Here is a 22,015-nt window from a genome sequence, read left to right on the forward strand (position 1 = left end):
CATGGACCTGATGACCTGGCTGCCGGTGGCGTGGTTCGCGGTGATCGGCTTCGGCGTGCTGATGTACGTGGTGCTGGACGGTTTCGTGCTCGGCATCGGCATCCTCGCCCCGTTCGCCGAGGACGAGGAACAGTTGGACCTGATGATGAACACCGCCGCGCCAATCTGGGACGGCAACGAGACCTGGCTGGTGCTGGGTGGCGCCGGCCTGCTGGCGGCGTTCCCGAAGGCCTATGCGGTGTTGTTGTCGGCGCTGTACCTGCCGGTGCTGTTGCTGGTGGTGGCGCTGGTGTTCCGCGGCGTGGCCTTCGAGTTCCGCTTCAAGGCGCATCGATCGCGCCGGCTGTGGAGCGTGGCGTTCGGCCTCGGTTCGCTGCTGGCCACGTTTGCCCAGGGCGTGATCCTCGGCACCCTGGTGCAGGGCATCCCGCTGGTGGACGGCGTCTACCAGGGCGGACCGTTCGCCTGGTTCAGCCCGTTCGCGATGCTGACCGGTGCCGCGCTGGTGGCCGGCTATGCGCTGCTGGGCAGCACCTGGCTGATCCTGAAGACCGAAGGCCGCGTGCAGGCGCTGGCACGGCAGATGACCCGGCCGCTGGTGGTGGCGGTGATCGCAGCGATGGGCCTGGTCAGCAGCTGGCTGCCGTTCCTCGATTCGCGGCTGATGGCCCGCTGGTTCAGCGACGGCAACTTCTGGTGGCTGTCGCCGGTGCCGCTGTTGACCCTGGCGGTGGCCGCAGCGCTGTGGCGCAGTGCGACCCATCCGCGCCGCGACCTGCCGCCGTTCCTGCTCAGCCTGGCGCTGTTCGTGCTTGGTTTCCTTGGCCTGGTGCTGGGCATGTGGCCGTACCTGCTGCCGCCGTCGATGACCCTGTGGCAGGCCGCCGCGCCGGCCTCCTCGCTGGGCTTCACCCTGGTCGGGCTGGTCATTCTGCTGCCGGTCATCCTCGGCTATACGGCGTGGTCGTACCGGGTGTTCCGCGGCAAGGTGCACGCCGACACCGGTTACCACTGACGGGTTGAAGGCGGGGCCCGCCGGTGCCGGGCCCCGTGTTGGGGAATGTGAAACCTGCACACCCCGGGCGGGACGTGCTAGCGTGCGCTCCTTTCCGGCAGCCAGGGGGGCAGCCGGCGACGTCCTGGACGGACGCACGGCTGCAGGAATGGGGGGCCGCCGCGCGTCGCCGTAATGGCTCGTGCCTATCGTTCTCCCGTTGAAGCACCAACGCTAAATGATTGAATTCTCCATCGTCGACTGGGCCGCGTGGGCGCCCGGCCTGAGCGAGCGTAGCCAGTGGCTGGGCTGGGCCGAAGCGCCGTACCTGCCGCACGGCGGGGATACGCCGGCACTGGCAGAGGTTCCGGCAATGCAACGCCGTCGCATCGAGCGGTTGGGCCGCATGGCGATCCAGACCGCGTGCTGGTGCGAGGACGGGCAGGGGGCCGACAGCGACGTGCCGCTGGTGTTCGCCAGCCGCCATGGCGACGTCGCACGTTCGATGGACCTGCTGGGGGCGCTGGTCGGCGACCAGCCGTTGTCGCCCACCGGATTTGGCCTGTCGGTGCACAACGCGATCGCCGCGCTGTATTCAATCGCCCGCGGCCATCGCGGCAACTACCTGGCATTGGCTGCTGGCCAGGCAACGGTCGAAGCCGCGTGCCTGGAGGCCGTCGCCCTGCTTGCCGATGGCGCCCGCGAGGTACGGGTGGTGGTCTACGAGTCGCCCCTACCGGAGGTTTACGCGACGTTCGCCGACGAACCCGACCCGTTCTTCGCCTGGTGCTGGCGTTTGACCGCGCCAGCAGAGGGCCGGCCGACGCTGGCGCTGCAGTGGCAGCCGGCCGACGGCCAGGCCAGCACTGTGCCCGGCCTGCTGCCGCACGCGCTGGACCTGCATCGCTTCCTGTTGTCCGGCGCGCCAGCGCTGGAGCACGTGGCCCATGGCCAGCGCTGGCGCTGGGGCCGCCGTGAGTGAGCTGCCGCGCCGCCTCGACCACGCCTGGCGGGTGTTTGGCACCGGCCTGAGCTTTGTTGCGTTTGGCCTGGGCGGGCTGCTGCTCGGCGTCCTGGTGATGCCGGTACTGCTGCTGATGAGGGACCCGGTGGCCCGTCGCCGGCGCGCCCGGCGCGTGGTCCAGGTCGCGTTCGCCAGCCATCTGCGGCTGATGCGCGGGCTGGGGGTGATGACCTACGAGATCGAGGGTGGTGAACGCCTGCAGCGTGACGGCCTGCTGGTGCTGGCCAACCACCCGACCCTGATCGACGTGGTCTGCCTGATCTCGCTGCTTCCCAACGCCGACTGCGTGGTCAAGCGGGCCGTGGCCTGCAACCCGTTCATGCGCGGTCCGGTACGGGCCGCCGGCTACATCTCCAATGACGATGGCGCCGGCCTGGTCGATGACTGCGTGGCCGCGGTGCATGCCGGCGGCACCCTGGTCATCTTCCCGGAGGGCACCCGCAGCGTGCCCGGGCAGCCGCCGCGCCTGCAGCGCGGGGCCGCCAACATCGCCGTACGGGGCCGCATCGACGTCACCCCGGTGCGGATCACCTGCAGCCCGCCAACCCTGACCAAGGGACAGAAGTGGTATCGTGTCCCCTCACGTCGCTTTCACGTTCGGCTGCAGATCGGCGAAGATATCCCGATCGCGCCTTTCTTGGCCGAAGACGACTCGCCAAGGGGGGATGCCTTGGCGGCACGCCGCGTTACCGAGCACCTTTCTCGTTATTTCGACCTGTCTGGAGAGCCGCCCCGTGCAAGCACTTGAGCACGAGATCAAGGAATTGATCATTTCCTCCCTTTCGCTGGAGGACATCACGCCGGAGGACATCGATCCGACCGCGCCGCTGTTCGTCGAGGGCCTCGGCCTGGATTCGATCGACGCGCTGGAGTTGGGCCTGGCGTTGCAGAAGAAGTACGGTGTCAGCCTCTCGGCCGATTCGGAAGAAACCCGTCGCCATTTCTCCAGCGTGCGCGCGCTCGGCGAGTTCGTCGCCGCCCGCCAGTCGTAACGGCGCCAGGAATTGCCATGACCAAGAATGAACTGTTCGAACGCATCGTCAGCATCCTGACCGACAGCTTCGAGATCGAAACCGCCCGGATCACCCCCGAGGCACGCCTGTACGACGACCTGGATATCGACAGCATCGATGCGGTCGACCTGATCGTGCAGCTCAAGCCGCTGCTGGGCCGCAACCTGCAGCCGGAAGCGTTCAAGGCCGTGCGCACCGTGCAGGACATCGTCGATGTCGTGCATGGGTTGCTGCCGGACCAGGCAGCCGCCTGACCGCAGCGCCGGCGGCTCCGCCATGGCACGCGCACGCACGGTCGTGGTGGCTGCGATCTCGCTGGCCTACCCGGTGCTGGTGTACCTGGCGATGGGCCGTTTCGAGCCACGCTGGCTGTCGCTGCTGCTGTTCACCCTGGCGCTGCTGCGTGCGCTGAGTACGCGCCAGCCGCTGTGGTGGGCCGCCGCCGCGGGAACCGGCCTGCTGGCCGTGTTGGCCACCGTGCTGAACCAGGCCCTGCCGCTGAAGCTGTATCCGGCGCTGGTCAACATGGTGATGCTGGCGGTGTTCGGCACCAGCCTGCGCTTCGGCCCGCCGCTGGTGGAACGCCTGGCGCGGTTGCAGGAGCCGGACCTGCCGGCGTTCGCGGTGGCCTATACCCGCCGCGTCACCCAGGTGTGGTGTGGCTTCTTCGTTCTCAACGGCAGCCTGGCCCTGCTGACCGCGCTTTACGCGTCGGACCGGGTCTGGATGCTCTACAACGGATTGTTGGCGTACGTGATGATGGGCGTGTTGTTTGCAGGTGAGTGGCTGGTGCGGCGTCGGGTCAAGGCAGCGCACGCGCATGGCTGAGTGGATTGCCCTGGACCGGCTGCTGGTGGACCCGCAGCCGCAGCGCAGCATCGGCGTGTGCGATGGCGAGGTGATCGACCATGCCCGCTTCCGCCAGCGGGTGCTGGCCTGGCGTGCGGCCTTTGCTGCCGCCGATGGCCGTGACTGGGCCCTGTACTTCGATGATGCGGTGGCCTTCGCTGCTGCGCTGTTCGGCGCCTGGCATGCCGGCAAGCGGGTGTTCCTGGCTGCCGACAACCTGCCGGCCACGCTGCAGGCGCTGCAGCCACAGGTGAGCGGTTTTGCCGGCGATGTTTCCGCCGACTACCGAGCGCTGGTTGCCCCCACCGTTGGCGTGGACGGCGAACTGCAGGTGCTGGACGAGCGCGCCTGCGAGCTGTGCGTGTTCACCTCCGGCAGCACGGGCCAGCCCAGTGCGATCAACAAGCGCATGGACCAGCTGGCGCGCGAGGTGGATGCGCTGCAGGCTGCGTTCGGCGCGCAGCTGGAAGGCGTGCAGGTGCATGGCACGGTGTCCCACCAGCACATCTACGGCCTGCTGTTCCGGGTGCTGTGGCCGCTGGCCGCCGGCCGCCTGATCCATCCGCGCCGGTTCTTCCACGAAGACCTGGTGGGCGCGCTGGCCGGCACCGACACGGTGCTGGTGGCGACGCCAGCCCACCTCAAGCGCCTGCCCGAGCAGCTCGACTGGGCCAGCCTGCACGGCCGCCTGCGCGCGGTGTTCTCCTCCGGTGGCCCACTGCCCGAAGAAGCCGCACGCCAGGTACGGCAATGGCTGGGCGTGGCACCGACCGAGGTTTACGGCAGCAGCGAAACCGGGGGTATCGCTTGGCGCCGCTGGGATACCGACCTGCCACCGTGGCAGCCGTTGCCGGGCGTGCAGTGGCGCATTGAGGATGGCTGCCTGGCCGTCGCCTCGGCGCATCTGGAAACCCTCGACTGGTGGCGCACCCAGGACCGTGTCGAAGCCCTGGCCGATGGCCGCTTCCGCCTGCTGGGCCGCGCCGACCGCATCGTCAAGATCGAGGAGCGCCGCGTTTCGCTGGATGCGCTGGAACGCGCGCTGCGCGAAGACACCGAAGTGGACGATGTGAGAGTACTGGTCCTGCCAGGACAGCGTGAGCAGCTGGCAGCGGTGGTGGTACCGGCCAGCCTGGCGCTGCTGGAGGGCGGTGACGCCGCGCGCCGCGCGCTGGGCCAGCGCCTTGGCGCGCGCCTGGCACAGGCGCATGACGCGGTCACCCGGCCGCGCCGCTGGCGCCTGGTGAAGGCGCTGCCGATCAATGCACAAGGTAAGGTCACCCAGGCGGCACTGGCGGCGCTGTTCCAGCCGCTCATGCCGGTGCCGGTCTGGGTTCACCGCGATGCTGCCAGCGCCACGTTGCGCATGACCCTCGACCCGGCGCTGCGGCCGTTCCAGGGCCACTTCCCGCAGGCGGCGATCCTGCCCGGCGTGGCGCAGCTGGACTGGGCCGTGCGTTTTGGCCGCCAGGCGTTCAGCATGCCGGCCGGATTCCTGCGCATGGATGCGGTGAAGTTCCAGCACGTGGCCCGCCCGGGCGATGAGCTGACCCTGCAGCTGGACTGGGATGCCACGCGCAATGTGCTGGCCTTCCGCTACACCTCCAGCCACGGTGTGCATGCCAGCGGCAAGGTGGTTTTCGCCGATGCGGACTGATCCGGCCGTTGCCGGTGCCGCGTTCGCGCCACTGGTGGTGATTCCCGTCTACGACCACGAGCACGCCATCGGGGCGGTGGTCGACGGCGTGCAGGCCGCCGGGCTGCCGTGCCTGCTGGTCGACGATGGCTCGCATGAAGCGTGCGCGACGGTGCTGCGTTCGCTGGCACAGCGCCAGGGCGTCGACCTGCTGCGCCTGGACATCAACCAGGGCAAGGGTGGGGCGATGCTGGCCGGTTTTGCCGAGGCCGCTGCGCGTGGCTACAGCCACGTGCTGCAGATCGATGCCGACGGCCAGCACGATACCGCCGACCTGCCGCGTTTCGCCGAGGCGGCGCGTGCGCACCCGGGTGCGGTGATCTGCGGCATTCCGGCCTACGACGCCAGTGTTCCCAAGGCGCGCCTGTATGGCCGCTACGCGACCCACATCTGGGTCTGGATCAACACGCTGTCGCTGCACCTGCGCGACACCATGTGCGGCTTCCGCGTGTATCCGCTGCCGCCGGTGCTGCGCCTGATCGGTGAAGAGACCATCGGCCGCCGCATGGATTTCGATACCGAGGTGATGGTGCGCCTGTACTGGCGACAGCTGCCGGTCGAGCACCTGGCCACGCGGGTGACCTATCCCGCCGATGGCGTGTCGCACTTCGATGTGTGGCGTGACAACGTGCGCATCAGCCGCATGCATACCCGCCTGTTCTTCGGCATGCTCTGGCGCGCACCGCGCCTGCTGTGGCGCCGCCTGCGGGGGCAGCGCTGAGATGGCGGCCGCGCAGGGCGCTCCGCACTGGGCCGACATCGGCGAATCGACGTCGGTGGCCGGCGTGTTGTTCCTGTGCTGGGTGCACCGCTGGTTCGGGCGCTGGCCGTTCCGACTGTGCGTGTGGCCGGTGGTGGCCTGCCACTGGTTGGGCAACCGCGTCGGCCGCCAGGCCTCCATGCAGTACCTGCAGCGCCTGCAGGCACACAGCGGTGTGCTGGGCCGTGCGCCGACCCGGCGCGACAGCCTGCGCCACTTCTTCGCCTTCGCCGACACGATGCTGGACAAGATCCTCGGCCTGGGCGGGCGCTATCCGGCCGAACGCATCCACCTGCATCGCGACCTGGTGCTGCAGAAGATCGCGCGCCGCGAAGGCGGGCTGATCCTGACCGCGCACATCGGCTGCCTGGAACTGTGCCAGGTGCTGGCCGAACAGGTGCCGGGGTTCCGCATCACCGTGCTGGTGCACACCGCGCATGCGCAGCGCTTCAACCGCCTGCTGCAACGGCTGGACCCGCTGGCGGCGGTGGAACTGGTGCAGGTAACCGAAATGGGCCCGGCCACGGCAGTGATGCTGGCCGAGCGCGTGGCGGCGGGGGGCTTCGTCGCCATCGTCGGCGACCGCACGCCGGTGCAGGGCGGACGCAGCGTCACCGCCGATTTCCTTGGCCACCGCGCCCCGTTCCCGATCGGCGCCTATGTGCTCGCCGCCGCACTGGGCTGCCCGGTCTACACCATGGCCTGCCTGCACCAGGGCGAGGGCTACCGCGTGGCATTCGAACAGTTCGCCGAACGCATCGTGCTGCCACGCGGCTCACGCGATGCGGCACTGGCCGAACAGGCACAGCGCTTTGCGCGCTGGCTGGAACTCCAGGTCATCCAGTCCCCGTTGGACTGGTTCAATTTCTTCCCCTTCTGGGATCAGGCTCCGCATGACGACTGACGCCGTACCTGTGTGCCGCTTTGGCGATGCACCGTTGACCATCGAAGACGTGGTTGCCCTGGCCCAGCGCCAGTGCGAGGCCGCACTGAGCGACGCGCCGGCATTCCGCGCCCACATCCAGCGTGGTGCCGACTTCCTCGACCGCCTGCTGCGCGAGGATGGCGTGATCTACGGCGTGACCACCGGCTATGGCGATTCGTGCACGGTGAACATCCCGCCGGCACTGGTGGCTGAACTGCCGCACCACCTGTACACCTACCATGGCTGCGGCCTGGGCCGTTACCTGGACCCGGTCGAGACCCGTGCGGTGCTGGCGGCGCGCCTGGCCTCTCTGGTGCGCGGCATGTCCGGTGTAAGCCTGCCGCTGCTGGAAGGCCTGGCCACGCTGCTGCGGCACGACGTGCTGCCGATGATTCCGGCCGAGGGCTCGGTCGGTGCCAGTGGCGACCTGACGCCGCTGTCCTACGTGGCGGCGGTGCTGTGCGGCGAGCGCGAGGTGCTGCACGACGGACGCGTGCAGCCGGCGGCGGACGTGCTGGCGAAGATCGGCATGACCCCGCTGAAGCTGCGGCCGAAGGAAGGCCTGGCGATCATGAACGGCACCGCGGTGATGACCGGCCTGGCCTGCCTGGCCTGGCAGCGCGCCGACTACCTGGCACGCATGGCTACGCGCCTGACCGCGTTCAACGTGCTGGCCAGCGACGGCAACGCGCACCACTTCGACGAAACCCTGTTCGCAGCCAAGCCGCACCCGGGCCAGGGCCGCATCGCCGCGCGCCTGCGCAGCGACCTGCACAGCGAGCGCCCACCGCGCAATGAACAGCGCCTGCAGGATCGCTACTCGCTGCGCTGCGCACCGCATGTGATCGGCGTGCTGGAGGACAGCTTGCCGTTCCTGCGCCAGCTGATCGAGACCGAACTGAACAGCGCCAACGACAACCCGCTGATCGACGCCGATGGCGAGCGCATCCTGCATGGCGGCCACTTCTACGGGGGCCACATCGCGCTGGCGATGGACACCCTGAAGAACACCGTGGCCAACGTTGCCGATCTGCTCGACCGGCAGCTGGCGCTGGTGGTGGACGCCCGTTACAACCATGGCCTGCCGGCCAACCTGTCGGCGGCCACCGGTCCGCGCGCGGCCATCAACCATGGCCTGAAGGCGCTGCAGATCAGCGTGTCGGCCTGGACTGCCGAAGCGCTGAAGCAGACCATGCCGGCCAGCGTGTTCTCGCGTTCCACCGAGTGCCACAACCAGGACAAGGTCAGCATGGGCACCATCGCCGCGCGCGACTGCCTGCGCGTGATCGAGCTGACCGAGCAGGTGGTGGCCGCGATGCTGATCGCTGCCCGCCAGGGCCTGGCGCTGCGCGAACGGGTTGGCCTGAATGCGCAGCTGCATGGCAGTCTGGCCGACATGTACGCCGACCTGGGGCAGCGCATCGCCCTGGTCGAGGAAGACCGCGCGCTGGATCGCGAACTGCGGGAACTGCTGGTGGAGATCCGCGCGCAACGTTGGGAGCTGTACGCCGGTGAATGAGGCCATCGAACGGGTTGGCGAAATCGCGTTGACCCCTGCCTTCCATGACTGCGATCCGATGAACGTGGTCTGGCATGGCAACTACTTCAAGTACTTCGAGATCGCGCGCTGCGCGCTGCTCGGGCGCTACGACTACGACTATCCACAGATGCTCGAATCGGGCTACCTGTGGCCGGTGGTCGATGCGCGGGTGAAGTACGTGCGGCCGCTGCTGTTCAACCAGGCCCTGCGCGTGGTCGCGCGCATCGTGGAATGGGAGAACCGGCTGAAGATCGAGTACGAAATCCTCGATGCGGAAAGCGGCCAGGTGCTGACCCGGGCGATGACCATCCAGGTCGCGGTGGACGCGGCCAGCAAGGAAATGCTGTACCAGTGCCCGCCGGTACTGTGGGAACGCCTGGGAGTGCCTGCGCCATGAATCGAGCGAACCGTTTCGCGCATGCGCTGCTGTGCGCGCTGCTGCTGGTGGCCGCACCACTGGTGCAGGCGGCCGACCCTGCCATCGATGCGATTACCCAGGCGGTGGCGCGGCCGGATGTGCTGCGTGGCCAGTTCACCCAGGAAAAGCAGGTGAGTGGCTTCAAGAACCCGCTGCGCTCGCAGGGCCGGTTCGTGGTCGCGCGCCAGCACGGCGTGATCTGGACCACGCTCAAGCCGTTCCCCTCGGAAGTAGTGGTCACCGCCGACCGCATCCTCAGCCGGCAGCGTGATGGCAGCACCCGCGTCGAACTGGACGCGCGGCAGCAGCCGGCGATGCGTTCAGTGAATGCGATCATGTTCGCGTTGATGAGTGGCGACGTGCAGGCACTGTCCAGCCAGTTCAACGTGGCGGCCAGCCGTGAAGGGCAGGGCTGGCGGCTGCGCCTGACGCCGAAGTCGGCGATGCTGGCCAAGGCCTTCGAATCGCTGACCCTGCAGGGCGACCGCTACGTGCGCCAGGTCGAGATCGTCGAGGCCAACAAGGACCGCACGCAGATCCAGTTCAGCGCGTTGAGCGAGGCGCCGGCCACGCTCAATGCCGACGAGGCCCGCCGCTTTGAGTGAGGCCGTGGCATCGAACGCACCGGACCGGTTGCGGCGCTGGTGGCACTGGCTGGGCATTGCCTGGCTGCTGGTGCTGCTGGCGCTGGGCGCACAGCAGTGGCAGCTGTGGAGCCAGCAATCGCGGATCGACACCGACATCCTCGCCCTGCTGCCGCAGGATGCGCACGACCGCCTGTTGAGCGACGTCACCCGGCGCATTGCCGATGGCAGTTCGCGGCAGGTCGTGGTGCTGCTCGGCAGCAAGGACAGCGCGGCTGCCAAGCGCGCGCAGGCGGCCTTTGCGGCGGCCATGGCCAAGGATGCCGACCACGCCTTGCTGGTACCCAGCGGCTCGATCGAAGGCTGGTTTGACGAGGCGCGCGCGTTCTACGCGCCGTACCGCGACCGCCTGCTGACACCGGCCCAGCGCGAGCAGTTGCAGGGCAGCGAACCGGGCGTGTTGGCCGAGCAGGCGCTGGCTGCGCTGTATGGCCCGATGGGTGCGCCGCGATTGACTGAATGGCGCCAGGATCCGTTGTCGCTGTGGCCGCAGTGGTGGCAGCAGCAGGCGCAGGGTTCGGGCCTGCGGTTGGGCGATGACGGCCTGCTTGAAGCCGAGGGCAGGCATTGGGCCGTGCTGCAGTTCGATACGCCCGGCTCGGCGTTCCAGCTGGATGGCGAGCGCCACCTCGATGGCCTGCTGGAACGTGCCGGGCAGGCCGCCACGGCGGCGGCGCCTGAGCTTGAAATCCTGCATGCCGGCGTGCCGCTGCATGCCGAGGCCGCCGCGGTGCAGGCCAACCAGGAGATCAACACCATCGGTTGGGGGTCGCTGGCGGCGGTGCTGCTGCTGGTGTGGCTGGCATTCCGCTCGCTGCGCCCGATCCTGCTGGTCGCCGCCTCGCTGCTGATCGGCTGTGGCGTGGCGCTGGCGGTGACCGTGCTGGTGTTCGGCAAGGTGCACGTGCTGACCCTGGTGTTTGGTGCGTCGCTGGTGGGCGTGGCCGAGGATTACGGCATTCACTGGTTCGCCTCGCGCCAGGCCGAACCGGCCGATCGTCGCTGGAAACTGCTGCGGCATCTGCTGCCCGGCCTGTGGCTGGCCCTGCTGACCAGTGCGCTGGCCTACCTGGCATTGGGCCTGGCCCCGTTCCCCGGCCTGCGCCAGATGGCACTGTTCTCGGTGGTGGGCCTGGCCGCAGCTTTCCTCACGGTGATCTTCTGGTTCCCGTGGCTCGACGGTGGCGAGATCCGCCAGACCCGCTTCTCGCAGTGGCTGGGCAATACGCTGGAGCGTTTCCCGCGGCTGCATGGCCGCCGCGCGGTGACGGTCTTCGTGGTGGTCGCGCTGGCACTGTCTGCCATCGGCATCGTGCGCCTGCAGAGCAACGACGACCTGCGCAGCCTGCAGTCGTCACCGCCGGCGTTGATGGCGCAGCAGATCCGCCTGAGCCAGTTGCTGGGCATGCCCAGTCCGGCGCAGTTCTACCTGGTGCAGGGTGTCGATGCCGCGCAGCTGCTGCAGCGCGAGGAAGCACTGACCGAGCGCCTGCGTGTATTGGCCACCGACAAGCGCATTGGTGGCTATCGCGCGATCAGCGATTGGCTGCCATCACCGGCACGCCAGCAGGCCGATGCTGCGCTGACCGCGAAGGTGGAACCCGGCGTGCTGTCGGCCGTGTCCGAGGCGGTGGGCGAGCCGCTGCAGCGACCGCAGTTCGCCGCCGCGCCGCTCACCGCCGAAGCCTTCCTGGCCTCGCCGGCCTCGCAGCCGTTCCGCCACCTGTGGGTGGGTGAAGTCGGTGGGCAGATGATCAGCGTGGTGATGGTCGATGACCTGTCGCGCGCCGATGCCCTGGCCACGCTGCAGGGTGCCGCCGAAGGCCTGCCCGGCGTGCGCTGGGTAGACCGCACCTCCGATTTCTCCAAGCTGCTGGGCCACTACCGCAAGCTGATGGGCGGGCTGTTGCTGGTCGGCATCGCACTGGTGTTCGGTGCGCTGTGGCTGCGCTACCGCCGCCAGGCCTGGCGCGTATTTGCCCCGACCCTGATTGCCGGCGCACTGACCCTGGGCCTGCTGGGCCTGTTCGGCCAGCCGCTGCAGCTGTTCAACGTGCTGGCGTTGATGCTGCTGCTGGGCATGGGCATCGACTACGGCATCTTCCTGATCGAACACCGTGGCGATGCCAGCGCATGGCTGGCGGTCTGCGTGGGTGCGGCCAGCACCTGGCTGTCGTTCGGCCTGCTGGGCCTGTCGCAGACCCCGGCGCTGCGCGCGTTCGGCCTGACCCTGCTGTTCGGCATCGGCCTGGTCTGGCTGATCTCGCCACTGTTCCGGCCGCCACCGCATGACCTGCCGCCGGCCTGAGTCCGCCTTCCGCTTTTCTTCTTTCCCCTGATCGAGCAACAAGGACGCCCCGATGAGTACTGCTGTGGATGCTGTCGAACGCACTGAAATCCTGATCATCGGCGCAGGCCCGGCCGGCTCCGTGGCCGCGGCGATGCTGCGCCAGCAGGGCCGACAGGTGCTGATGCTGGAGCGCCAGCAGTTCCCGCGCTTCTCCATCGGCGAAAGCCTGCTGCCGCAGAGCATGGAGTACATCGAAGCAGCCGGGCTGCTGCAGGATGTGGTCGAGGCCGGCTTCCAGTACAAGAACGGCGCGGCCTTCGTGCACGGTGAAGCGCGTACTGCCTTCGACTTCCGGAAGAAGTTCTCGCCGGGCTGGGGTACCACCTACCAGGTGCAGCGCGCCGACTTCGACAACGTGTTGGCACGCGGCGCCGAGCGCATGGGAACCACGCTGCGTTTCGGTGATGAAGTGCTGTCGGTCGAACCCGGTGAACAGCCTGCGGTGAGCGTGCGCCGCCCGGATGGCAGCGAATACCGCATCGAGGCCGATTTCATCCTCGACGCATCGGGCTTCGCGCGCCTGCTGCCGCGCCTGCTGCAGCTCGAATCGCCATCCAATTTCCCGGTGCGCGGCGCGATCTTCTGCCACGTGCGCGACAACATTCCGGCCGAAGCCGACTTCGACCGCAACAAGATCCTGATCACCACCCATCCCGAACACATCGACGTCTGGTACTGGACGATTCCATTCTCCAACGGCTGCTGCTCGCTGGGCGTGGTCGCCGAGCCGTCGTTCTTCGAGCGCTACGAAGGCGACGACCTGCAGAAGCTGCAGGCCATCGTCGGCGAGGACCCCAACCTGACCCGCCTGCTGGCCAATGCCGAATGGGCGGTGCTGCCGGTGCGCCGCATCACGGGTTACTCGGCCAATGTCAGCTCGCTGTGGGGCCCCGGCTACGCGTTGCTGGGCAACGCCGGCGAGTTCCTCGACCCGGTGTTCTCGTCCGGTGTGACCATTGCCTTCAAGTCCGCGCAGCTGGCCAGCGAGTGCCTCAAGCGCCGTTATGCCGGCCAAACCGTCGACTGGGAAGCTGAATTCTCGATCCCGCTGCGCGCCGGCGTGAAGACCTTCCGCCGCTTCGTGGAAAGCTGGTACCAGGGCGGCTTCCAGAAGATCATCTACCACCCGCAGCAGCAACCCGAAGTGCGCGACATGATCAGCTCCATCCTGGCCGGTTACGCCTGGGACACCAAGAATCCGTATGTGGCCGATGAAAGTGGTCGCCGCATGCGCGTGCTGGAGGAATTGTGCAGCGCCTGATCTTCCGTACTGCGGCCCTGCTGCTGTGCCTGCTGCTGGCCGCCTGTGCCGGGCGCATGCCCAAGCCCCAGGTGGAGCTGCCGCCGCTGCGGCTGTCGCCGGCCAGCCTGCCGGCGCCGCTGGCCCTGCAGCAGCAGCTGCATTTCCGCTTCGGCAGCCATGAGCGCGACCTCGACGCGCTGCTGGAAGCCGACGCGCAGCAGGTGCAGCTGGCGGTGCAGGCGATGGGCCAGACCGGCGTGCGCCTGCAGTGGGACGGCCAGCAGCTGACCCAGCAGCGCGCGCCGTGGCTGCCGCCGCAGGTACGTGCCGAGCGTGTGCTGGATGACCTGCAGTTCGCGTTGTGGCCGACCGCGGCCATCGCCGCCGCGCTGCCGTCCGACTGGCAGGTCAGCGACGACGGCCAGCAGCGCAGCCTGTCGCGCGATGGCACGGTGTGGCTGCAACTGCAGCGCCTGGACGATGGCAGCGTGCAGCTGGACAACCGTGCCGAAGGCTATGCGCTGCGCATCGAATCGATCGACATGGCCGGACAGGACCGATGAGTGCACCGATCTACCTGAACGACCTGGGCGTGGTCTGCGCGCTCGGCGATGGCCGCGCCGCTGTCGCGTCGGCGATGTTCGCCGACGTGCCGGGCGGGCTCAGTGACAACGACAGCCTGTTGCCGGGGCGCACCCTGGCGCTGGGAGAAGTACGCACGCCACTGCCGGCGCTGGAGGAACTGCCGGTGGCCCTGCGCGGGCGCAACAACGCCCTGCTGGACGTGGCACTGGCGCAGATCGCTCCGGCGGTGGCCGCCGCGATCACCCGCCATGGCGCCGAGCGCGTGGCGGTAGTGCTGGGCACCAGCACCTCGGGCATCGGTGAGTCCGAGCAGGCCCTGCGCACCCACGCCGAACAGGGCCAGTGGCCGCAGGGCTTCGATTACGCCCAGCAGGAAATGGGTACTGCCGCGCAGTTCGTGCGCCAGCGCAGCGGCGCTCAGGGGCCCGCGTGGACCCTGTCCACCGCCTGCTCGTCCAGTGCCAAGGCATTGATGTCGGCTGCACGCATGCTGCGAGCCGGTATCGTCGACGCCGTGATCGCAGGCGGCGCGGACTCGCTGTGCCGCTTCACCGTGGCCGGTTTCAGTGCGCTGGAATCGGTGTCGGCCCTGCGCTGCAATCCGTTCTCGCAGCACCGCGCCGGTATCAACATCGGCGAGGGCGCCGCGCTGTTCCTGCTCACCCGCGAGCCGGGCCCGGTGTGCCTGGCCGGGTGGGGCGAATCGGCCGACGCCCACCACATGTCCGCGCCGGACCCGCAGGGCCTGGGTGCCATCGATGCACTGCAGCAGGCGCTGCAGCGCGCCGGCTGGGCGGCCGATGAAGTGGACTACGTGAACCTGCATGGCACCGCCACCGGGCACAACGATGCGATGGAAAGCCTGGCGGTTTCGCAGGTGCTGGGCAACGGCATTCGGGCCAGTTCGACCAAGCCCCTGACCGGCCATACGCTGGGTGCGTCAGGCGCGATCGAAGCTGCATTGTGCTGGATCGTGCTGGCCGAGAACCCGCAGCAGCAGCTGCCACCGCACTGGTGGGACGGCGTGGCAGACCCCGCGCTGCCGGCACTGCCGCTGGTCGCACCAGCTACCCGCCTGGCGCAGGCACCGCGGCGGGTGCTGAGCAATTCGTTCGCCTTCGGCGGCAGCAATGCCGTGCTGGCGCTGGAGCGTCGATGAACATGCTGTATGCAATTGAAGAGGTGGTACCGCACCGCCAGGACATGTGCCTGCTGGAGCGCATCACGCACTGGGACCAGGACACCATCGAGGCGGAACTGGTGGTGCCCGAGGCCGGCCTGTTCGTGGAAAACCACGAAGTGCCGGCCTGGGTGGGTATCGAATACATGGCACAGGCCATCGCGGCCTGGGCCGGCTGCCGTGCGCGTGCAGCGGGCAAGCCACCGCAGCTGGGCTTCCTGCTCGGCAGCCGCCGCTACAACAGCGCGCGCTGCAGCTTCCCCAGCGGCTCGCGGCTGCGCGTACAGGCGCGCTGCGAGCTGTTGGGTGACAATGGATTGGGGATGTTCGCCTGCCGCATCCTGGCGGGCGAGGACGAATGGGCTACAGCCAACGTGTCGGTGTTCGAACCGGCTGATGCGATGGCCTATCTGGAGAGTGGACAGGCATGACAGGGAATCGAAGCGTGCTGGTGACCGGCGCCAGCCGGGGCATCGGCCGGGCCATCGCGCTGCGCATCGCGCGCGATGGCTTCGACGTGGTGGTGCATTGCCGCAGCCGCCTGGATGAGGCACAGGCCGTGGTGGCCGAGATCCACGCGTTGGGCCAGCAGGCCCGCGTACTGATGTTCGACGTGGCCGACCGCGAGGCGGCACGCGCCGCGCTGGAGGCCGATGTCGAAGCGCACGGCGCGTACTACGGCGTGGTCTGCAATGCCGGCATCGCCCGCGACGGCGCCTTCCCGGCGCTCTCTTCGGAAGACTGGGACCAGGTCATCCACACCAACCTGGATGGCTTCTACAACGTGCTGCATCCGCTGATCATGCCGATGGTGCGGCGGCGCAAGCCGGGCCGCATCGTCACCCTGTCGTCGGTGTCCGGACTGGCCGGCAACCGCGGGCAGGTCAATTACAGTGCCGCCAAGGCCGGCATCATCGGTGCCACCAAGGCCCTGGCGCTGGAACTGGCCAGCCGCCAGATCACCGTCAACTGCGTGGCCCCGGGCCTGATCGAGACCGAAATGCTCAACGATGAAGTGATCGAACACGCGCTCAAGCTGATTCCCGCCGGCCGCGTCGGCCGTCCCGACGAAGTGGCGGCCACGGTGGCGTTCCTGCTGTCCGAACCGGCCGGCTACATCACCCGCCAGGTGATCTCGGTGAACGGGGGCATGCTCTGATGGCCTCCGATCGTCGCGTCGTGGTGACCGGTGCGTCCGCGATCAGTCCGCTCGGCCATGACTGGCCGACCATCGAGGCGCACCTGCGCAGCTGCCGCAACGCGGTGCGCGCGATGCCCGAGTGGGATGTCTATGCCGGGCTGAACACCAAGCTGGCTGCGCCGGCGCAGGACTTCGCGCTGCCGCCGAACTACAACCGCAAGACCACCCGCTCCATGGGCAAGGTCGCGATCATGTCGGTGCGTGCCACCGAAGTGGCGCTGCGCGAAGCCGGCCTGCACGAGCACCCGGTGCTGCGCAGCGGTCGCACCGGCGTGGCCTATGGTTCCTCGTCGGGCAGCCACGAAGCCACCGGCGAGTTCGGGCGCATGCTCAACGAGTTCACCACCGAAGGCATCAGCGCCACCACCTACCTGAAGATGATGAGCCATACCGCGCCGGTCAACATCGGCGTGTTCTTCGGCCTGTCCGGGCGTGTCTACACCACCTCCAGCGCCTGCACCTCGGGCAGCCAGGGCGTGGGCGCGGCCTATGAAGCGATCCGCAGCGGCAAGCAGACGGTGATGGTCGCCGGTGGTGCCGAGCAGCTCGACGCCACCGCTGCGGCGGTGTTCGATACCCTGTTCGCCACCAGCGTGCGCAACGACGCACCGCAGACCACGCCGCGCCCGTTCGATGCCGGCCGCGATGGCCTGGTGCTGGGCGAGGGGGCCTGCACGCTGATCCTGGAAGACCTGGAGCACGCGCAGGCGCGCGGTGCCACCATCCTTGCCGAGGTGGTCGGCTACGGCACCAACAGCGATGGCCAGCACGTCACCCAGCCCAGCGCCGACACCATGGCCCAGGCCATGCGCCTGGCGCTGGAGGATGCGGGCCTGGAGGCGGCGCAGATCGACTACGTCAACGCCCACGGCACCGCCACCGATCACGGCGACATCGCCGAGACCCAGGCCACCGCGCAGGTGTTCGGCAGCCGCGTACCGATCAGCTCGCTGAAGAGCTACGTCGGCCACATGCTCGGTGCCTGTGGTGCGTTCGAGGCCTGGCTGAGCATCGAGATGATGCGTGCCGGCTGGTTCGCCCCCACGCTGAACCTGGCCGAGGTTGACCCGCGCTGCGGCCAGCTCGACTTCATCACCGGGCAGGGCCGCGAATTGCAGGCCGAGTACGTGATGAGCAACAACTTCGCCTTCGGCGGCATCAACACCTCGCTGGTGTTCCGCCGCTGGAGCGAATGATCCACCGTCCCATCCCGCCTTTTTCCTCAACCCACCCGCACCCCCGACAAGGAGATGTTCCGATGCGCCGCACCCTGATGATCGCCACGGCCACTGCACTGCTGGCCCTGACCTCCACCGCCTCCGCCCGCGACACCCGCGTTGAGCAGTCCCTGCAGGAGCTGGTCACCTCGCAGGCCGCCCGGGACGCCGGCATCGACGGCAGCGTGCGCTTCTACCTGGCCGGCCAGCCGGTCAGCGTGCAGCAGCGCCTGGGCGAGGACGTGACCAACAAGAAGACCAACGCCGCCAACAAGAGCGATGCCGAGGCCTGCCGCTGGGTCGCGCTGTCGGCGCTGCGCGCGCTGCAGGACGGCGCCAAGTCGCGCGGTGCCAACGCGGTGGTCGACATCGTCAGCTACTACAAGAAGAACGAGTTCAAGAGCAGCACCAACTACGAATGCTATGCCGGTACGATCCTCGCTGGCGTGGCGCTGAAGGGCACCTACGCCAAGGTCAAGTAAGCGACCGCAGGGCAGCGGCGTTGCCTGAACGCCGCCGCCACATTGCTGAACCCCGTCGGGGAAACGCCGTCGATCACGCCGCCATCGTCGGCCGACGGCTTTCCCCGGTGTCGGCTTTCCGACACAATCATGGCTCTTCCCGGGTTATCGTCCCGCGGACATGCACGCCTACGTCTATAAAAGCCAACTCAAGCCTGACACCTACGTCTACGTTCCCCGACGCGATGATTTCAGCGCGCTGCCTGCGCCGCTGCTCACCTCGCTGGGTGCGCTCACCTTCGTCCTGGACGTGGCCCTGGATGCCCAGCGTCGCCTGGCCCAGGCCGACCCGGACAAGGTTCGCAGTGACATGAGCGAGCGCGGGTTCTACCTGCAGGTGCCGCCGTCGGTGGCCAGCCTGATGCCGCGCCACTATGACTGACGTCTCCCGTCCGCGCGCCCTGTCGATCGCCTTCGCCGTGGGCGCCGTGCTGGCACTGGGTGCTGCCGTGGGCGGCGTTGCCGGTGCCATCCTCGCCGCCCTGGCGCAACCGGCGTTCGCGCTGGGCGTATCGTGGTGGCGGCGCAGCCGTGCGCTGCTGCCGCTGAAGGTGGTTGCACGCCAGGACCTGCCGGCGCTGCTGGCACTGTGGGCGGCCGCACCGCTGCTGCTGGCGCTGCTGCTGGCCTGGCCGCTGGCGGCGCTGCGTGACAGCGGCAGCCTTGCGGCGGTGCTGGGCCTGAGCGTGCTGGTCAGTGCCGGCCTGCTCGCTGCCTGGCGCACCTGGCCGTTGTGGAACGATGTCGAACGGCTTGATGGCAGCCTGGCCCATCATTGGCAGGCGCTGGCCGGTCGCGACCTGACCGCCTGGCGCGGTCTCGGCGTGGCGGCGCTGGTGATCGCGCTGGCCGCGCTGGTGGTGCTGCCGGCCTGGCCGGGGCTGCTGTCGGAGAGCGCGCGCTGGCCCGCTGCGCTGGCCGTGGTGGTGGTGTCTCCCGTGCTGCACCTGCTGCTGCAACGGGTCGCGCCGGCGCCGCTGGTGTCGTTGCGCCCCAGCCCGATGGCGACGTCCAGCGCAGAACACGAACCGATGTTCGCTGCCGCGGCCGAGACCGCGCCGCTGGAGGCGATGGCACCGCAGGAGCTGACCCCGGCCCTGTATGAAGCCGCCCGCCACGGCCGCATCGACCGCGGCCTGCAGCTGCTGCAGGCCGGCGCCGATCCGTATGCGCTGCCCGACCCGAACTGGCGCGACCAGCGCAGCCTGGCGGTGCTGGCGGCGGTGTTGCCGGACCTGCGCCTGCTGCGCGAACTGATTGCCCGCGGCGTTGACGTGAACGCGCCGCACCGGGGCATGACCCCGCTGCTGGCCGCCACCCGCGACAGCTGGCATGGCCGCCCCGAAGCCGTGATGACCCTGCTCGCCAACGGTGCCGATTCGCGTGCCACCGACAGCGATGGCAACACCCCGCTGCACCATGCCGCGCGCAGTTCCGACCCAGGCGTGGCCGCGCTGCTGCGCGATGCCGCCGCCGAAGTCGATGCGCTGAACAACGAGGGCTGGTCGCCGCTGGCCGTGGCCTGCCAGGTCGGCAACTGGCGCCTGGCCCGCTTCCTGCTCGAACGCGGTGCGCGCAGCGAACCGGCAGAGGGCACCCCGGTGCTGCTGGCCGCCGCCGCCACCGAAGACGACGATCCGGCTGGCGTGCAGCTGCTGCTCAAGCACAAGGCGCGTGCCGACGCGCGTGATCGCCAGCGCCGCAGCGCGCTGCACGAGGCGGCGCTGGCCGGCCACGTTGAAATCATCGGCGTGCTGCTGGCCGCCGGTGCCAACCTGGAAGCACGCGATGCACTGGGGCGTACGCCCTGGCTGGAAGCCGCCCGTGCCGGGCGTGCCGCGGTGGTCGAACACTTGCTGCCGCACAAGCCGGACCTGGTTGCCGTCGACGGCGAAGGGCGCAACGCAGTGCAGCTGGCGGTGATGGCAGAGGATGTCTCGCCGTTGCTGGTCAAGCGCCTAGTGGAGCTGGGCATCGCCGCCGACGCGACCGATCCGGTCGGTCGCCGTGCAGTGGACTACGCTGCCGAAGCCGGGCGCTGGGCGATTGTCGCCCTGCTGGATCCGTCCTATCCGTTGCCGGCCGCGGTCAGTGACGGCCTGGCCGAGCGTGGCGAAGCCGCCAGTGCCAGCGGCCTGCTGCCGGACCGCCCGCCGCTGACCCTGCTGCGCGAGGCGCTGGGCTTCGGCAACACCGAAGGCATGGCCGCGCTGGCCAAGCTGTGCCAGCCGGAAGAACTGGGCGGCCTGCTGCTCGACCCCGAGCTGGCGCTGGAGCCGCGCGCGGTGGATTGGCTGCTGGGCCACGGCGCCGATCCCTACGTGCGCGACGCCTGTTCCGATACGCCGATGTTCGCGTTGCTGTCGCGCGGCATTGATGCGGTGCCGGCGTTGCAGGTGATGTTGCAGCGTGGCTTGTCGCCGGCCGGACGCGGTGGCCTGGCGCGCTTCCTGGCGGCCTGTGCGCAGCACGACCAGGCCGCCCGTGGCCTGGAACAGCTGGCGCTGGAATTGCTGGAGCGTGGCGCCGATCCGTTCGCGGCTTCGCCGGCCGGTGATCCGCCGTTGTCGCTGGCGGTGCGCCTGGGCTGGCTGCGCCTGCAGCAGGCGCTGCTGAAGGCGGGCGTCGATCGCGAAGCGCGCGACAGCCATGGCATGACCGCATTGCATCTGGCCACCGCATTGGCCCGCGAAGGCGCGCTGAAGCTGCTGGTGCAGCACGGTGCCTCGCCGGAAGCACGCGCCGCCGATGGCCAGACGCCGCTGGGCGTGGCGCTGTCGATTGGTCGCCGCGACCTGGCCGACTGGCTGGACTGGCGGGTGTGGCCGTTGCCGCGCCGCACCCTGCGCGAGTCCGATCTGCCGGCCGCCGCAATGGCCGGTGACGTGGATGCGGTACGCCGCCTGATCGATCTGGGCTTCGCCGTCGATGCGGTTGATGCGCAGGGCTGCACCGCGCTGCTGCGCGCCGCCGGTGGTGGCCATCTGGCGGTGACCGACCTGTTGCTGGCGCGTGGCGCTGATCCGCAGCACGCAGCGGCCAGTGGTGCCACGCCGCTGTCGGCGGCGGTCAGCATGCGCCAGGTGGACATCGTGTCGGCCCTGCTCGACGCTGGCGCCAAGCTGGAACACCGCCTGCCGGGCGGCGTGACCGTGCTGATGCTGGCGTCCGCGCTGGGCCTGCCGGACATCGTTGCGCGCCTGCTCACCGCCGGTGCCGACGTGCACGCCGGTGACGCCCAGCAGCTGGGCCCACTGCACTGTGCCGCGCTTTATGGCTTCAGTGCCCGCGACCGCTCGCGCCTGCTCGCCCTGCTCGACACCCTGCTGCTGGCCGGTGCCGAACCGGACCAGGCCGCGGCTGGTTCGGTCACGCCGCTGCTGTTGCTGCTGGGCGCACGCGCCGAGCCCGGCACCGCCTGCGACGAACAGGTGGTGATGGCCGCAGTGGAACGCCTGCTGGACGAAGACGTGAGCCTTGAGGTGCGTGATCCGCGCGGCTTCGGACCGCTGCACCTCGCGGCCCTGCACGGCCTGCCGCTGCTGGTGCAGCGCCTGCTGCGCGCTGGTGCCGATCCGGAGGCGCGCGACAGCCTCAACCGCAGCCCGCGCGAGATCGCGGTGATGCGTGGCTTCATCGACGTGGCCGGCGAGTTCGAACCGCGCGTGCCGGGTGTCTCGTCAATGGCGCGGTTCCTGCGCGACAACGGTTGAGCCGAGGTCTGCGACATCCACGCATGGCGTGGATCTACGGCCGGAATCCGCAGTGGGTAGTGCCGGCCGCTGGCCGGCAACCTCATGACACCCCGGGGACGCGAGATTGCCGGCCAGCGGCCGGCACTACCGCAATCCGTGG

Annotated in this window: 22 protein-coding genes; all 22 read left to right on the top strand. The window is 69.1% G+C overall.

Going from position 1 to position 22,015, the window contains the following annotated elements; all coding sequences use genetic code 11:
* Window position 1 precedes the first annotated feature (1 nt).
* On the top strand, window positions 2-1,015 hold the full coding sequence (gene cydB, locus JLDANKMP_RS16300; RefSeq protein WP_005414876.1) for a cytochrome d ubiquinol oxidase subunit II: 1,014 nt from the start codon (window positions 2-4) through the stop codon (window positions 1,013-1,015).
* A gap of 217 nt (window positions 1,016-1,232) precedes the next feature.
* Window positions 1,233-1,976, top strand: a complete 744-nt coding sequence (locus tag JLDANKMP_RS16305) for a beta-ketoacyl synthase chain length factor (protein ID WP_005411612.1) — start codon at window positions 1,233-1,235, stop codon at window positions 1,974-1,976.
* Window positions 1,969-2,766 (top strand): lysophospholipid acyltransferase family protein, encoded by a 798-nt coding sequence (locus JLDANKMP_RS16310; protein ID WP_005414875.1) that lies wholly within the window; start codon window positions 1,969-1,971, stop codon window positions 2,764-2,766. Before JLDANKMP_RS16305 ends, JLDANKMP_RS16310 begins: the two co-directional genes overlap by 8 nt.
* Entirely contained in the window at window positions 2,753-3,010 is a 258-nt protein-coding gene (locus tag JLDANKMP_RS16315; protein ID WP_005411610.1) for a phosphopantetheine-binding protein, read from the top strand. The genes JLDANKMP_RS16310 and JLDANKMP_RS16315 overlap by 14 nt, the downstream gene beginning before the upstream one ends.
* A 17-nt stretch (window positions 3,011-3,027) precedes the next feature.
* Window positions 3,028-3,285 (top strand): acyl carrier protein, encoded by a 258-nt coding sequence (locus tag JLDANKMP_RS16320; RefSeq protein ID WP_005411609.1) that lies wholly within the window; start codon window positions 3,028-3,030, stop codon window positions 3,283-3,285.
* 22 nt (window positions 3,286-3,307) lie between these two features.
* Window positions 3,308-3,859: a hypothetical protein gene (locus JLDANKMP_RS16325; RefSeq protein WP_005414874.1), complete on the top strand. Its 552-nt coding sequence runs from the start codon at window positions 3,308-3,310 to the stop codon at window positions 3,857-3,859.
* Window positions 3,852-5,537 carry an AMP-binding protein gene (locus JLDANKMP_RS16330; protein WP_049417923.1) on the top strand — a complete coding sequence of 562 codons (1,686 nt, stop codon included), beginning with the start codon at window positions 3,852-3,854 and terminating at the stop codon, window positions 5,535-5,537. The genes JLDANKMP_RS16325 and JLDANKMP_RS16330 overlap by 8 nt, the downstream gene beginning before the upstream one ends.
* The gene (locus tag JLDANKMP_RS16335) at window positions 5,527-6,297 is read left to right on the top strand and encodes a glycosyltransferase family 2 protein (protein ID WP_212561649.1); all 771 of its coding nucleotides are present in this window, start codon (window positions 5,527-5,529) and stop codon (window positions 6,295-6,297) included. The genes JLDANKMP_RS16330 and JLDANKMP_RS16335 overlap by 11 nt, the downstream gene beginning before the upstream one ends.
* Before the next feature lies 1 nt (window position 6,298).
* Window positions 6,299-7,240, top strand: a complete 942-nt coding sequence (locus tag JLDANKMP_RS16340; RefSeq protein ID WP_005414871.1) for a Lysophospholipid acyltransferase — start codon at window positions 6,299-6,301, stop codon at window positions 7,238-7,240.
* A complete protein-coding gene (locus tag JLDANKMP_RS16345) occupies window positions 7,230-8,780 on the top strand; it encodes an aromatic amino acid ammonia-lyase (protein ID WP_065183621.1) in 1,551 nt (516 codons plus the stop codon). The genes JLDANKMP_RS16340 and JLDANKMP_RS16345 overlap by 11 nt, the downstream gene beginning before the upstream one ends.
* Complete coding sequence (locus JLDANKMP_RS16350; protein ID WP_005414869.1) at window positions 8,773-9,198, top strand: acyl-CoA thioesterase; 426 nt, start codon at window positions 8,773-8,775, stop codon at window positions 9,196-9,198. Before JLDANKMP_RS16345 ends, JLDANKMP_RS16350 begins: the two co-directional genes overlap by 8 nt.
* Window positions 9,195-9,824 (top strand): outer membrane lipoprotein carrier protein LolA, encoded by a 630-nt coding sequence (locus tag JLDANKMP_RS16355; protein ID WP_212561650.1) that lies wholly within the window; start codon window positions 9,195-9,197, stop codon window positions 9,822-9,824. Before JLDANKMP_RS16350 ends, JLDANKMP_RS16355 begins: the two co-directional genes overlap by 4 nt.
* The gene (locus tag JLDANKMP_RS16360; protein WP_249336970.1) at window positions 9,796-12,171 is read left to right on the top strand and encodes a hypothetical protein; all 2,376 of its coding nucleotides are present in this window, start codon (window positions 9,796-9,798) and stop codon (window positions 12,169-12,171) included. The genes JLDANKMP_RS16355 and JLDANKMP_RS16360 overlap by 29 nt, the downstream gene beginning before the upstream one ends.
* A 52-nt stretch (window positions 12,172-12,223) precedes the next feature.
* Window positions 12,224-13,474 (top strand): NAD(P)/FAD-dependent oxidoreductase, encoded by a 1,251-nt coding sequence (locus JLDANKMP_RS16365; protein ID WP_032967071.1) that lies wholly within the window; start codon window positions 12,224-12,226, stop codon window positions 13,472-13,474.
* Window positions 13,462-14,019 carry a DUF3261 domain-containing protein gene (locus JLDANKMP_RS16370; RefSeq protein ID WP_005411599.1) on the top strand — a complete coding sequence of 186 codons (558 nt, stop codon included), beginning with the start codon at window positions 13,462-13,464 and terminating at the stop codon, window positions 14,017-14,019. Before JLDANKMP_RS16365 ends, JLDANKMP_RS16370 begins: the two co-directional genes overlap by 13 nt.
* The gene (locus tag JLDANKMP_RS16375) at window positions 14,016-15,200 is read left to right on the top strand and encodes a beta-ketoacyl-[acyl-carrier-protein] synthase family protein (protein ID WP_005411598.1); all 1,185 of its coding nucleotides are present in this window, start codon (window positions 14,016-14,018) and stop codon (window positions 15,198-15,200) included. The genes JLDANKMP_RS16370 and JLDANKMP_RS16375 overlap by 4 nt, the downstream gene beginning before the upstream one ends.
* Window positions 15,197-15,652 (top strand): hotdog family protein, encoded by a 456-nt coding sequence (locus JLDANKMP_RS16380; RefSeq protein ID WP_005411597.1) that lies wholly within the window; start codon window positions 15,197-15,199, stop codon window positions 15,650-15,652. Before JLDANKMP_RS16375 ends, JLDANKMP_RS16380 begins: the two co-directional genes overlap by 4 nt.
* Window positions 15,649-16,380 carry a 3-ketoacyl-ACP reductase FabG2 gene (locus JLDANKMP_RS16385; protein ID WP_012481595.1) on the top strand — a complete coding sequence of 244 codons (732 nt, stop codon included), beginning with the start codon at window positions 15,649-15,651 and terminating at the stop codon, window positions 16,378-16,380. The genes JLDANKMP_RS16380 and JLDANKMP_RS16385 overlap by 4 nt, the downstream gene beginning before the upstream one ends.
* The gene (locus JLDANKMP_RS16390) at window positions 16,380-17,618 is read left to right on the top strand and encodes a beta-ketoacyl-ACP synthase (protein ID WP_212561652.1); all 1,239 of its coding nucleotides are present in this window, start codon (window positions 16,380-16,382) and stop codon (window positions 17,616-17,618) included. Before JLDANKMP_RS16385 ends, JLDANKMP_RS16390 begins: the two co-directional genes overlap by 1 nt.
* A gap of 62 nt (window positions 17,619-17,680) precedes the next feature.
* Complete coding sequence (locus JLDANKMP_RS16395; protein ID WP_005411594.1) at window positions 17,681-18,121, top strand: hypothetical protein; 441 nt, start codon at window positions 17,681-17,683, stop codon at window positions 18,119-18,121.
* Window positions 18,122-18,281: 160 nt separating this feature from the next.
* Window positions 18,282-18,542, top strand: coding sequence for a YcgL domain-containing protein (locus JLDANKMP_RS16400; protein ID WP_005411593.1), 261 nt, complete (start codon window positions 18,282-18,284; stop codon window positions 18,540-18,542).
* A complete protein-coding gene (locus JLDANKMP_RS16405) occupies window positions 18,535-21,873 on the top strand; it encodes an ankyrin repeat domain-containing protein (protein WP_212561653.1) in 3,339 nt (1,112 codons plus the stop codon). Before JLDANKMP_RS16400 ends, JLDANKMP_RS16405 begins: the two co-directional genes overlap by 8 nt.
* Window positions 21,874-22,015: the final 142 nt, after the last annotated feature.

Origin of the sequence: Stenotrophomonas sp. PE591 (assembly GCF_018320795.1) — a bacterium.
Classification (GTDB): Bacteria; Pseudomonadota; Gammaproteobacteria; order Xanthomonadales; family Xanthomonadaceae; genus Stenotrophomonas; species Stenotrophomonas maltophilia.